The 13823-nt window shown below is 43.8% G+C and carries 11 protein-coding genes and 1 other RNA gene; all 12 read left to right on the top strand.

Annotation, left to right across the window (positions count from 1 at the left end):
• Window positions 1-8: 8 nt before the first annotated feature.
• The 12 genes from H171_RS10380 (at window position 9) to H171_RS10325 (ending at window position 12885) form a co-directional block, all read left to right on the top strand.
• Window positions 9-770, top strand: a complete 762-nt coding sequence (locus H171_RS10380; protein ID WP_100305073.1) for a MerR family transcriptional regulator — start codon at window positions 9-11, stop codon at window positions 768-770.
• A gap of 38 nt (window positions 771-808) precedes the next feature.
• Window positions 809-1873, top strand: coding sequence for a BMP family protein (locus H171_RS10375; RefSeq protein WP_100305072.1), 1065 nt, complete (start codon window positions 809-811; stop codon window positions 1871-1873).
• 11 nt (window positions 1874-1884) lie between these two features.
• A complete protein-coding gene (locus H171_RS10370; RefSeq protein ID WP_100305071.1) occupies window positions 1885-3414 on the top strand; it encodes an ABC transporter ATP-binding protein in 1530 nt (509 codons plus the stop codon).
• Window positions 3411-4445 (top strand): ABC transporter permease, encoded by a 1035-nt coding sequence (locus H171_RS10365; protein WP_100305070.1) that lies wholly within the window; start codon window positions 3411-3413, stop codon window positions 4443-4445. Before H171_RS10370 ends, H171_RS10365 begins: the two co-directional genes overlap by 4 nt.
• The gene (locus H171_RS10360) at window positions 4446-5387 is read left to right on the top strand and encodes an ABC transporter permease (protein WP_100305069.1); all 942 of its coding nucleotides are present in this window, start codon (window positions 4446-4448) and stop codon (window positions 5385-5387) included.
• Window positions 5388-5623: 236 nt separating this feature from the next.
• Window positions 5624-7882 carry a ribonucleoside-diphosphate reductase subunit alpha gene (locus H171_RS10355; protein WP_100305068.1) on the top strand — a complete coding sequence of 753 codons (2259 nt, stop codon included), beginning with the start codon at window positions 5624-5626 and terminating at the stop codon, window positions 7880-7882.
• A 49-nt stretch (window positions 7883-7931) separates the two neighbouring features.
• On the top strand, window positions 7932-8975 hold the full coding sequence (locus H171_RS10350; RefSeq protein WP_100307488.1) for a ribonucleotide-diphosphate reductase subunit beta: 1044 nt from the start codon (window positions 7932-7934) through the stop codon (window positions 8973-8975).
• A 106-nt stretch (window positions 8976-9081) separates the two neighbouring features.
• A complete protein-coding gene (gene nox, locus H171_RS10345) occupies window positions 9082-10416 on the top strand; it encodes a H2O-forming NADH oxidase (protein WP_100305067.1) in 1335 nt (444 codons plus the stop codon).
• A gap of 184 nt (window positions 10417-10600) precedes the next feature.
• Window positions 10601-10943, top strand: a transfer-messenger RNA (tmRNA) gene (gene ssrA, locus H171_RS10340).
• A gap of 788 nt (window positions 10944-11731) precedes the next feature.
• On the top strand, window positions 11732-12157 hold the full coding sequence (locus tag H171_RS10330; protein ID WP_100305065.1) for a hypothetical protein: 426 nt from the start codon (window positions 11732-11734) through the stop codon (window positions 12155-12157).
• A gap of 212 nt (window positions 12158-12369) precedes the next feature.
• A complete protein-coding gene (locus tag H171_RS24145; RefSeq protein WP_157803143.1) occupies window positions 12370-12510 on the top strand; it encodes a hypothetical protein in 141 nt (46 codons plus the stop codon).
• A 177-nt stretch (window positions 12511-12687) separates the two neighbouring features.
• Window positions 12688-12885, top strand: a complete 198-nt coding sequence (locus H171_RS10325) for a hypothetical protein (protein ID WP_100305064.1) — start codon at window positions 12688-12690, stop codon at window positions 12883-12885.
• Window positions 12886-13823 lie beyond the last annotated feature (938 nt).

Below are 13823 nucleotides of genomic sequence, written 5' to 3'. Positions count from 1 at the left end.
AAAACGGTTTGAAGGAATTTTTATCCATTGGAGAGATGGGATCTCTTTTCGGGCTGAATATACAGACCCTGTATTATTATGACAGCATAGACATATTTAAACCAAGAATGCGGGATATGAAAAACGGCAGGAGAAAATATGAGTTTGACCAGATTTATGAGCTGGCAACCATATGCTATATGCGAAAGCTTGGATACTCCCTGGAGGAAATCACAAAGCAGCGGAGCACACAGCATGCCGGTTCCGCTCTGGATTCCTTAAAGCAGCGTTCAGAGGAGCTTCACAGGCAGTGGATGGAGCTGATTTCCATTGATGAGGCCATTCAGAGAAAGCTTCGTTTTATTGAAGAAGAGATGGAAAATATCCATACGGATGAGATCACCATCCGCCATTTTGAAGACAGGGCCTTTCTTGCCATTGGAGAAGAAGAGATGATCTATCGGCAGAATTCCTTCTATTTTTATCCTACCATCGCCTTTTATCAGGGAGAAGGAAAATATTTCGGTGCTTATTTATATCCATCCAGCGAACCGTTGCCGGAGGCGATCAGAAAGGATCAGATCCGTAAAATTCCTGCAGGCGATTTTCTATGCGGCTATCACCTGGGCTCTTATGAAACGGTACCAGCTACCATTGAGCGGATCCGAAATGCAAGACCGGATCTGGAATTTGAAGATCTAACCATTAATTTTAATATTCTGGATCAGTTTGTGGAAAACCAAAGCTCCAATTACATCACCCATACGCAGATCCGGATAATGAAAACTTAGCACAACGAAGGAATTGACAACAAGAGAGGAGAATCATTATGAAAAACTTAAAAAAACTGGCAGCCCTGTTTCTTGCTGCTTCCATGGCGGCTGCATCCTTAGCAGGCTGTAGTAAAAAGACAGAGACAAAAACAGAGACCCCTAATACATCTGTATCATCTGAGACATCTGAAACTTCTAATACATCCGAAACTTCTAAAACGTTCAAGGTAGCCCTTTGCCTTTCCGGTGCGGCAAATGACATGGGCTGGTGCCAATCCGCTTATGAAGGATTAAAACTTCTGGAATCCGATTATGGCTGTGAGACCGCCTATACGGAAAATCTGACTCCTGATGACATTGAAGCCGCGTTTGCTGATTATGCCGCCAATGGCTTTGACGTGGTGATCGGCCACGGCTACGAGTTCGGTGACTCTGCCGTAGAAGTGGCAGAACAGTATCCGGATACTAAATTTATTGTGACAGAGGGAGAGGTTTCCGCTGACAATGTGGCATCCTATGTTACCAAATGCGAAGAAGGAGGTTATATCATGGGAATGCTTGCAGCAGGAATGTCAAAAAGTAATAAAATTGGTTTTGTAGGACCCATTCAGGGCGCCTCCCTTGTTAAAATCATGAATGGCTTTGAGGATGGTGCAAAGTCCGTAAAACCTGACATTGAAGTCCAGACTGCATGGACCGGTTCATTTACGGATACAGCTCTGGGAAAAGAAGCTGCACAGGCTATGATCGACAATGGAGCCGATGTCATCGGCCATTGTGCCAACGAATCCGGTACAGGAGCCATCAATGCGGCAAAGGAGGCAAAGGTTTATGCAACCGGAGATTCCTATGACCAAAATGGACTGGCTCCGGAAACTGTTCTTTCTTCTTCCATATACCACATCCCCCATGTGATTGAAATAGCCTTTCAGTCGGTGGCAGACGGAAGCTTTGCGGGAGGAATCTATAATCTGGGCATGAAGGAAGGCGCGGTGAGCATCGCATCATACCATGAACTGGAGGACAAGGTCCCGGATGAGGTAAAGGCGGAGATTGAGAAAAAGGTATTAGCCATTGCAGCCGGAGAATTTACGGTAACATGTGATACAAAGATCAGATAGGGAGTATTCATATGCCATTATTGGAAATGAAACATATTACAAAGGCATTTTCCGGTGTGTATGCCAATGAGGATATCAACCTTTCCGTGGAAAAAGGGGAGATTCATGCCCTGCTTGGGGAGAACGGAGCCGGAAAGACTACGCTGATGAACATATTATTTGGCATTTACCAGTCTGATGGCGGGGAAATCTTCTACAAAGGAGAAGCGGTCCGGTTTAAGTCTCCCGCCGATGCCATAAGCCATGGAATCGGCATGGTCCATCAGCACTTTTCTCTTGTAAACCGGATGACAGTGCTTGACAATATCATTCTGGGATCTGACAGCAGGAAAGAGGTTCTTAACAGAAAACAGGCCTCAGAAGAGGTCTGCATGCTGGCGGAAAAATACGGCCTTTTTGTAAAGCCTGATGAACCGGTTTATAGTCTGTCCGTAGGAGAACAGCAGAGGGTGGAGATTCTAAAAGCCCTATACCGAAAGGCGGACCTGCTCATTTTAGATGAACCCACAGGAGTTTTGACCCCTCAGGAAGCAGAAAATTTCTTTCATGTGTTAAGACGGTTAAAGGATGAGGGCCATGGTATTATCATCATTACCCATCGCCTGAGTGAGATCATGGCAATCAGCGACAGAGTTACCATATTAAGGGATGGAAAGGCGGTTAAGGATCTGGTCACATCAGAGACCACGCCGGAGGAATTATCTGCCTTTATGATAGGCAGGCCCCTTTCCCCTAAAACGGAAGACAGGAAAAAGACATCAAAGGAAGCGGCATTGAGCCTTGAAGGCGTTTCTTTATTAAAAAAGCGGGCCGGCAAAAAAGCGTTAGATCATATCTGCCTTACGGTTTATAAAGGGGAGATCCTTGGAATTGCCGGAGTGGAAGGAAACGGACAAAAGGAGCTTGCCGAGGCTATCACAGGAATCCGTAAGCATACGGAGGGAACCATCTCATTTGAAGGGAAAGTCATTGACAGCCGATCTGTAAGAGAACGTTTTCATAATGGCATCTCCTATATATCCGATGACCGTCACATGGACAGTCTGGTTGTAGACATGACGGTAACAGAAAATATGATCCTGCGCATGTACAACCGTCTGCCGTTTTCAAAAAAATGGATTCTTGATCATAAAAAGGCGGAAAACCGGGCATTAGAAGCCATTGAAGAGTATGGAATCCGGACATCAGGAAAAAGTGGAGCCAGGACGCCGGTCAAGCTTATGAGCGGCGGAAATCAGCAGAAGGTGATCCTGTCACGTGAAATATCGAAAGAGGCCAGGCTGATTGTAGCCAGCCAGCCTACCAGAGGATTGGACATCGGAGCAACAGAATTTGTACATCAGACTTTGATCAGGCAGAAGAACCAGGGAAAAAGCGTTTTGCTCATATCAGCCGATTTAGATGAGATCCTTTCCTTAAGCGACCGGATTGCAGTGATGTTCGAAGGACGTATTATGGGAATCCTTAACAGGGAAGAAGCGGATGTATTTAAAATCGGACTTTATATGGGCGGAGTGACGGAAATAGGAGGAAGGCCATGAATCACATGAAAAAATGGAAGGCAGTGGAAGTAACGGAGATCGCGTTCCTTTCCATTGCAATGGCGGCCATCCTTATCATTTTATCAGGGGCCGATCCTCTTACGGCAGGACGGATGTTTTTCAACGGAATCTTCGGCAATGTGAGCGGCTTCGGGGAAGTGTTTGTAAAAGCGACTCCTTTGATTCTCACCGGACTTGGCTGTTCGGTGGCCTTTCGGACCGGCTTTTTTAATATCGGTGCTGAAGGACAATTTTACATAGGAGCTCTTGCGTCTGCCTGGGTGGCTTTAAATGCCACCGGTGTGACCGGGGGTTTCCGGATTATCCTTGCCATTGGCTGCGGCTTTCTCTTTGGCGGTCTATGGGCTCTGATAGCGGCCATATTAAAGGCAAAGCTTGGAATATCAGAAATCATATGCACCATTATGCTTAACTATATTTCCATGAATCTTTTGGGCATCGCGGTCCGCACCTTTCTCATGGATCCGGCGGGAAGCATTCCTCAATCTGAAAAGATAGAAGCATCGGTCACACTTTTACGTTTCTTAAAGCCGACCAGAGTTCATACGGGCATCTTTATAGCCCTTGGAGCCGTGTTGTTTGTATGGTTTCTCATGGAAAAGACAACCTTAGGCTATGAATTCAAAGCGGTGGGCTTTAATAAACGGGCAGCAGCATGCAGCGGCATTTCAGTAGTGAAGAACATTATCCTGTCAGCGGTGTTAAGCGGAGGTCTTGCAGGAATTGCGGGAGCTGTGGAGGTATTGGGAGTCCAGAAAAAGCTGCTTGAAGGAATATCAGGAGGCTGCGGCTATACGGCAATTCTAATAACTCTTTTGGCCTTTAACCATCCGGGCGGAGTACTTTTGGTTTCTGTCTTATTTGCGGCCTTGGAAGTCGGGGCAAACTCCATGCAGAGGCAGATGGGAGTTCCCTCTGCGATCGTAGATTTTCTGATTGGATTTATCGTTCTGCTTATACTGGGCAGGGAACTTCTGACTGAAAAGATGAGAGCAAAGGAGGAGAAATAGATGATGCATCAAATCTTAACCGCCAGCTTTCTGACTGCCTTTTTATCGGCAGCCGTGCGAATGGCTGTGCCTCTTGCCTATGCGGGGCTTGGGGAGACGATATCGGAAAAATGCGGAATACTGAACATCGGAATGGAAGGCGTCATGCTTTCCGGTGCTTTTTTCTCCTTTGCAGGCACATTTTACTCAGGAAGCATTCTTGCAGGGCTTCTTTGCGGTATGGCGGGAGGAGCGGCTGTCAGCATGCTTCATGGAATTCTGTCTATCAGGCTCTCCAAGGACCAGTCGGTCAGCGGGATCGCCATTAATATATTTATACTGGGTGTTACCAGCTTCCTGTATAAACTGATGTCCGGCGGACAGTCCTACCAGCAGATTGAGCCTTTGTTAAAAGTGCGGATCCCGGTGCTTGCCGATATTCCGCTCATTGGCAATGCTCTTTTTAATCAGGATATTCTAACCTATTTGATATATTTTCTGGTCATGGGAGTATCATTTTTTTATAAGAAGACAAACACAGGACTTTCCTTTGCCGCCATCGGTGAAAGTCCCCGCGCAGCGGATTCTGCCGGGATACCGGTTTACCGGTACCAGTACATCTCCTTAGTGTTAAACGGAATTCTGGGCGGCATTGGGGGCGCTTATCTGGTCCTGGTACAGGTGGGGAATTTTTCGGAAAATATGACCTCCGGACGAGGATATATCGCTCTGGCGGCTGTCATCCTGGGGCGTTATCTTCCCTTTGGAATGTTGGGTGCAGCCTTTTTGTTCGGTGCTGCCAATGCGCTGCAGATCCGTCTTCAGGCGGTGGGAGTTCCCCTTCCTTCCCAGGCATTGTCCATGCTTCCTTACCTGATCACATTAGCGGCCCTGCTGGGCTCCGCCCACAAAAATCAAGGGCCGGAAAGCCTTGGGAAGCCTTATGTGCGCGGTTCAAGATAAAGATTTTCCTCTTAATGAAAACGCTTGAAATCTTACTTTGTAAGACATTAAGCGTTTTTTTAATCATTAATTTTCCTGCAATTGTTTGGAAATAATAAAAGAAGAAAGTCATTAGAAAACGAATATTTTGTGTATCGGTAGTTGAAATTAACTATATGTTGTGGTATATTTTTACATATGAGATCCAATAACAGTTATTGATACTAATATAAAACATGGAATGGCAGGAATTATGAATGGACAAGACAGATGGAAAAAAGGTAATTCTGGAATATTTTAAAGAGGTGCCGGAGCTGGAAGGCGTTTTAAAGGGAATCCAGAAGGATTGGGGTTTTGCACCATATGATTTGGAACACCTCTCAGTAAAATTTACAGGGTTCTGTAAGAAAAATATGAGCCTGGGAGAACGGTTTGAGGCGCTCATCCAGGCAGCTGTGGAGCTGACAACCCAGGAGGCGCCGAACTGGGAGTATATAGGGGCCAGGCTCTCCATGCTGCGTTATGAAACCAGGTTAAAGGAAGAGCTGGAACGCAGAAAGCTTGAAAGCTTTTATGATAAAATATGTTTTCTGACAGAGGATGGGCTTTATGGGAATTACATTCTGGAGAATTACAAGAAGGAAGAAATTGACCGGTATGAAAGCTATATGGTTCAGAGCAGAAATCATCTGTTTAATTATTCCGGGCTGGAATTGCTGCTTAACCGGTACGTGATCCGCAGCCGGCAGAATGCGCCTTTAGAGTCGCCCCAGGAAATGTTTCTTGGGATTGCTATGCATCTTGCCATGCTGGAAAAGGATGACCGGGATACTTGGGTAAAACGGTTTTATGATATGCTCAGTACTTTGAAGGTCACCATGGCGACGCCCACCCTTTCAAATGCCAGAAAGCCTTACCATCAGCTATCCTCCTGCTTTATCGATACCGTACCGGACAGTCTGGATGGCATTTACCGAAGCATAGACAGCTTTGCAAAGGTCAGTAAGTTCGGAGGCGGCATGGGCCTTTATTTCGGAAAGGTCCGCGCCGCAGGGAGTGCGATCCGCGGCTTTAAGGGAGCGGCAGGAGGCGTGATCCGGTGGATCAAGCTGGCCAATGATACGGCTGTGGCGGTGGACCAGCTTGGGGTACGGCAGGGAGCTGTGGCGGTTTATTTAGATGTCTGGCACAAGGATCTTCCGGAGTTCCTTACTCTCAGGACCAATAACGGTGACGACCGTATGAAGGCTCATGATGTTTTTCCGGCCGTCTGCTATCCTAACCTGTTCTGGAAGCAGGCAAAGGAGAACATAGATGGGGACTGGTACCTGATGTGCCCCCATGAGATTCTGACGATAAAGGGCTGGGCATTGGAAGATTCCTATGGAGCCCAGTGGGAGGAACGATATCTGGACTGTGTGAATGACAGCCGTATCCACAAGCGGATCATTCCCATTAAAGATATCATCCGTCTTGTTTTAAAAAGCGCTGTGGAAACAGGAACGCCCTTTACCTTTAACCGGGATATTGTCAATGAAGCCAATCCAAACAGCCACAGCGGCATCATTTACTGCAGCAATCTGTGTACGGAGATAGCTCAGAATATGAGCGGGGTGGAACAGGTGGACCAGCAGATACAGACAGTGGACGGAGAGACTGTGGTGGTAACTGTAACGAAGCCGGGAGACTTTGTTGTGTGCAACCTGGCCAGCCTTTCCCTTGGGAATATTGATCTTAAGGATACCAAAGAGCTGACGGAGCTTACAAGAAATGCAGTCCGTGCTTTGGACAATGTCATTGATTTGAATTTTTTCCCCGTGCCCTATGCAAAAGTAACCAACCTCCGTTACCGTCCGGTGGGACTTGGAGTAAGCGGATATCATCACATGCTGGCAAAGAACGGAATTTCCTGGGAGTCAGAGGAGCATCTTGAATTTGCGGACAAGGTGTTTGAGGCAATCAATTATGCGGCAATTGAAGCAAGCTGTGATTTCGCTGGGGAAAAGGGAAGATATAGCCTGTATGAAGGAAGTGAATGGCAGACAGGTGTATATTTTGACAAACGGGGATATTGTTCTGAAAAGTGGAAGTGCCTTCGGGAAAAGGTGGCGGCCCGCGGCATGAGGAATGGCTGGCTCATCGCCATAGCGCCTACCAGCAGCACCAGCATGATCGCCGGTACCACGGCTGGACTTGACCCTGTGATGAACCGGTATTATCTGGAAGAAAAAAAGAACGGTTTGGTTCCCCGGGTAGCCCCGGACTTAACGCCGGAAACATTTTGGAAGTATAAAAATGCCCATTACATTGATCAGAGGTGGTCCATTAGGGCGGCGGGAGTCCGCCAGCGTCATGTGGACCAGGCACAGAGTATGAACCTATATATAACGAATGATCATACCCTTCGTCAGGTATTGGAGCTATATATCCTGGCATGGGAAAAGGGTGTGAAAACCATTTATTACGTCCGTTCCAAAAGCCTGGAAGTGGATGAATGCGAGGCCTGCTCCAGCTGACAAAACGGTTGGAAATAATAATAAAACAAGAGAGTGCGGAGAAAACGATATGGACCAATTAAAAAAAAGACCCCTTTTTCATCCGGATGGGGAAATTGAGGTAAGAAAACGGCGGATGATCAACGGTAACACCACAAACCTCAATGATTTTAACAATATGAAATATACCTGGGTAAGCGACTGGTACCGGCAGGCCATGAATAATTTCTGGATTCCTGAAGAAATTAATCTAAGCAGAGACAGGAAGGATTATCCCTTATTAAGTCCACAGGAACGGAGAGCTTATGATAAGATATTATCCTTCCTGGTGTTTTTGGACAGCATCCAGACCGCTAATCTGCCAGCCCTTGGAGAATATGTGACTGCCAATGAGATCAATCTTTGTCTTTCCATTCAAACCTTTCAGGAGGCGGTGCACAGTCAGAGTTACAGCTATATGCTGGATACCATCTGCGAGCCTCAGACCCGGAATGAGGTGCTCTATCAGTGGAAGAGTGACCCTCATCTTCTTGCGCGCAATACCTTTATCGGGGACCTGTATAATGAATTCCAAAAGGATAAGAGCGCATTTGCCTTTATGAAGGCGGTTGTGGCTAATTTTATTCTGGAAGGGGTGTATTTTTACAGCGGATTCATGTTTTTCTATAATCTTGGGCGGAATCATAAAATGACCGGCTCTTCCCAGGAGATCCGTTACATCAACAGAGATGAGAACACTCATTTATGGCTGTTCCGCAATATCATTCTGGAACTGGAGAAGGAAGAGCCGGAGCTGTTTACCAGGGAACGGATAGAAGTTTACCGGAGCATGATCAGGGAAGGCTGTGAGCAGGAGATCGCCTGGGGATGCTATGCCATTGGAGATGAAGTTCCCGGACTTACAAAAGAAATGATTACTGACTATATTATGTATCTGGGAAATTTACGCTGTGCAAGCCTTGGCTGGGAGCGGATTTATGAGGGCCATGACAGGGAGCCGGAAAGCATGCTGTGGGTCAACCAGTACAGCAATGCCAATCTGATCAAAACGGATTTTTTTGAAGCGAAAAGTACGGCATATGCAAAGAGCAGCGCTTTGGTGGATGATCTGTAGTAAATGAACGGCCGCTTAAAAAAAGTTCATGATTTCAATAATAATAATTGTTTTTATTTTAACGATGTGTTATAATGAAGAAAAACAATTCTTAAGGAGGCTATTTATGGAACGTATTGTAGTTATTGGAGCAAACCATGCAGGGACGGCTGCAATCAATACAATCTTAGATAATTATAAAGACAGTAAAGTTATTATATTTGATTCCAATGATAACATCAGTTTTCTGGGCTGTGGTATGGCTCTTTGGATCGGGGACCAGATTCATTCCTCTGAAGGCCTGTTTTATTGCAGCAAAGATATCTTCGAGAAAAAGGGTGCAAAGGTCTACATGGAAACCAAAGTGGAACGCATTGATTATGATAAAAAGGTTGTTTTCGCTGAAGGAAAGTATGGCCAGAGATACCAGCAGGAATATGATAAACTGATTCTTGCAACCGGTTCTCTTCCTATTTCACCTGATATTGAGGGAAAAGAGCTGGACAACGTTCAATTTGTAAAGTTATTCCAGAATGCACAGGATGTCATTGACAAGCTGCATAACAATTCCTTGAAGGATATTGTGGTTGTAGGGGCCGGATATATCGGCGTTGAGCTGGCGGAAGCATTCCGCCGTGTCGGAAAGAATGTTACCCTGATTGACAATATGCACACCTGTCTGTCAAGTTATTACGATCAGGAATTTTCAGATATCATGTCCGAAAACTTATCAAGCCATGGCATTCAGCTGGTTTATAACGAAATCGTGACTAAGCTTGAAGGTAACGGCAAAGTGGAAAAGGTGGTCACTGACAAAAATGAATACCATGCCGATATGGTAGTACTAGGAATCGGCTTCAAACCTAACAACCAGTTAGGCAAGGAGAATCTTGAACTGTTCTGCAACGGGGCATTTCTGGTTGACAAACGGCAGCAGACCAGCCGGCCGGATGTATATGCCATCGGCGACTGCGCCACTGTTTTTGATAACTCCATCCAAAAGACAAACTACATCGCTCTGGCAACCAATGCTGTGCGTTCCGGAATCGTGGCAGCTCATAATGTCTGCGGAACACCCCTGGAATCCATTGGCGTTCAGGGATCCAATGGAATCTGCATCTGGAATCTGAAGATGGTTTCTACAGGAATCACCTATGCAAAAGCCAAAAAGCTGGGGTATGACGCGGAGGCAGTGGATTATGAGGATACTCAAAAACCGGCCTTTATTGAACATGACAATTACAAGGTGAAAATCAGGATCGTATACGATAAGAAGACCCGCATCGTTCTGGGGGCACAATTATGTTCGGAATATGATATTTCCATGGCAATACACATGTTCTCTCTTGCGATCCAGGAGCAGGTAACGATTGACCGGTTAAAGCTGACGGACATTTTCTTCCTGCCTCATTTTAATCAGCCGTATAATTACTTTACAATGGCTGCTTTGCAGGCGAAATAGGCTGCAGCAGGCATGTGCTTTTCCTGCTGGTTAAACCAGATTTTTATTCTAAAACCAAAAAATGGAATAAGGTGAATCTTCAGGCAGTGTTGCCACAAGGTAATAGCAGCAGGAATTGCACAGGTCTTGACAATTGTTTTTTTTCATGTTAGTATGAGAATGCTCTCCAGAAGAGTACCAGTCAGGGGCAGTACTGGTTTCGACAGGGGCTATGCAGCTGGTGAAGCTATCCGCATGCGATGCGTTAAATGGCAAACCTAAATATAAACGCTAACAATAACGAATTAGCATTAGCTGCTTAATGCAGCTTGTCGGCCTTAAGGCACTCACACTTTAAGATCCCGGCATCGACTATGTGAGAAACGACGTATGCAAAGCTTTGAGCATGCGGTCGTATTATGAAGCTACTGAAGCTGTCAGGGTGTTAGTTCCCGGGCGGTGGAGGGAATGTCAATAAACTAACTATGATAGTAGAAGAACAGGGAATTGGTTTTTGGACACGGGTTCAACTCCCGTCTGCTCCACTCAATGTAAAAAGCCGTTAAACGCCTTTAAATAAAGGGTTTACGGCTTTTTTATTGTTAGGCCAAGGGCCTGTTTTCCATTGTGGAATTTTTCGTGATCCGAAAAACGGTACTTTGGGGAACAAAAAAACCACCTGCTAAGTGAAATAAAATCTAAACATTATAAAAAAGGGAATAAAGGTAAGGAAAATACCATTTTCACAAATGTTGTAGCTGGGGATTGGAATGCAGGGAAACCTTTAGAATTAGTTGCATCATATATGACCAGGATAAGGCAGAATAATATCTTATATGAATGGACTTATATATTGGATACATACAGTAATAAAATTATTTCACATCATTTCTCAACACGTGAAGGGGATAAAACTCCTTATTATCAATGTCGCAAGTGGGAACTCCAACAGATAATCCATGAATCAATAAATGGCTGGATAAAAGCTGAAATACGCTGCGATTATACCAAAGCAGACAAAGTAAATTTTCCTGTATTTTTAGACAAATATGTTCAGTATTTTAACAATGAGCGTCCTGCATATGCTTTAGGATACTTAATCATTTAATAAAAAAATATCAAAGATTATCACGGGACAGGTCGATGCTTTATATCATATTGGTATGATGGTATACACTTACGACATATTTATTCAAAGTTAATTGTTCATACAGAGCCTCCTTTTTTTGAAACACCTGTCATGGTTATGCTGTGATGGGTGTGTTTTCCTCGAAAAAACTCACGTTTCCTATGTATTTGTATATGTTATATTAAAAGGTTGTATAAAGGGAGTAACATGGCATACTTTGAAACAAAGATACATGTATATGAAACCGTAGAGACGTATATAACTAAATGCAAAAGAAAATCCTGTTATTTTGAGGAATGTGTAGAATTTGAGTATCCCTGTATTAGTACCAGGTATGTAGAATATAGTATAGTCATTGGTTTTAGTTATCCTGATGTAGCTGAAAATGATATGGCTATTTTTAGGCGGTGTGTCGATGATACAATTTATGCTGTAAGCGGAATTATAAATTCAGCAATCACTTCATGCAACGTAATGAATCAATCGTGTATAAATGCCATTAATAATTCAATGTTTTTAGCTAATACAAAAGGAAGAGATGAATTTTATGGTTGTTTAAGACGGTCGAGACTATCTGATGAAGTTATTAACGCTAGCAGAGTTGAGGTGTTTATTAGAAAAGATTATAATTAATATATGATTTCAGAGGCGGCCAATCCGTCTCTTTTTAATATCTATATATCATTGAGAAAGCACAAGCCAATTTGAGTATTACACAGATCGGGTTATCCGTAGAAGCTGACTGGAAGCGGTCAGATCTGGTTTATGCTGAGCGGCTTACAAAACAATCAGATTAAGTAATCGGCACGGCAGAGAACGGAATAACAGCCATTAAAGCAGATGTAATGAACGCAGCATTCCGCACTCCTGATTTAACAGAGAGAGTAGCCGCCCTGGAGGTGGAGAACGCAGAGATTAAGATAGATAATGCAGCCATGAAAGAAAGCTTGGGTACATTGCTTCTGAGCAATTTAGAGGAAGTATAAGCATGTTTAAAATGTTGTTTTGGTTATACGATGGTGGAAAAGGAAAGCTGACAACCGGCCTTCTGGCAAACGCGGTCAATATAGGCTGGATTGGGAGATACCGGAGAATGTATCCGGAATAATTGGTACCATGATATAGAAAAGAATTTGTAGTACTGGTTTAATGGTGCAGGAATCATGATCACAGATAAGTGGTATCAGTATAAGGGTGGCTGGTATTACCTCAATACAGATGGTGTTATGCACAAAGGCACTTTGATCGCTGAATCCGGAAAGGTTTACTGCCTGGATAGCGAGAGCAAAATGATTGTGGAGCCGGTGACGCTTACGCCGGATCAGGACGGGGTGCTGCAGTGGCCAGGATTGGTAGAATAGGGTACCAAAGGAATTTTTAAGATATTATTAATAGTATATGCTTATGTTGGAACATATAATTATACTGGCAGGTACAAACTGCTGGCAATCGCATATAGGATGGTAGGCCTCGATTCTACATAGAATGGAGGTGTTGCTCATGAAGTATTTTGACTTTAGAGACTTAATGTCTTTTGGCACGTTCTTTCTGGCACTGCTGACATTCGTCTTAAAGATGTGTCGCTAAATACAAAAACCTTCCCTGTACTTTGGCCGGTTGGGAAGGTTTTGCTTTTCTAAATAGCCAACCACCCTGTGGCGATTGCCTTTTTTTATTATATTATACATACTGTTAAAATATTACAAGTACAGGATACTTTCAATAACAAATTGCTGCGGGTATCCGGCATTCCGGGCCCGCCATTACTTAAAATAATTAGTTTTTTAGTACGTTTAAATAGGAATTTGTTGTAATAATATTCATAAAGCACCTTCACCTATTTTGATTAACACTTATTTGAACTTTAAAAAGTGTGTCCAGTCGGCCATGGAAGTATTAAGAAGTAGATTCAAAGGGCATGTTACTAACTAACTTGCGTTAGCTTGGTAACAACCCTATTTTTTAACATTTTATCCATGGGATGTGCCGGATCGGATGATAATTTGTAAAAGAACTTAAAAATGTCAGAGAAATATCTAAAACGTACGTTTAATATTTTCAGTTAATATTGTTTCAAGTATTGATCAATATCATTGTAGTAAATAAACTGGCTCAAATATAAGATATCTCTCCTATTTCCTAAAATTTCACTTTTTTTGTGCTGCTGTATGTAACTCGCAAAATACGTTAATTTGTCATTATTTTATCATTCAATGAAAACGTTGTCTATGTATTATTTCGAAGATACTTCAACTATTGATAAATTTTCGGCTATTCTTTACCGTATAATTCAAGGGCA

It is taken from the genome of [Clostridium] celerecrescens 18A, from assembly GCF_002797975.1.
GTDB classification, from domain to species: Bacteria; Bacillota; Clostridia; order Lachnospirales; family Lachnospiraceae; genus Lacrimispora; species Lacrimispora celerecrescens.
Note: the sequence above shows the minus strand (reverse complement) of the source record. Positions and strands in the feature narration are given on the sequence as shown.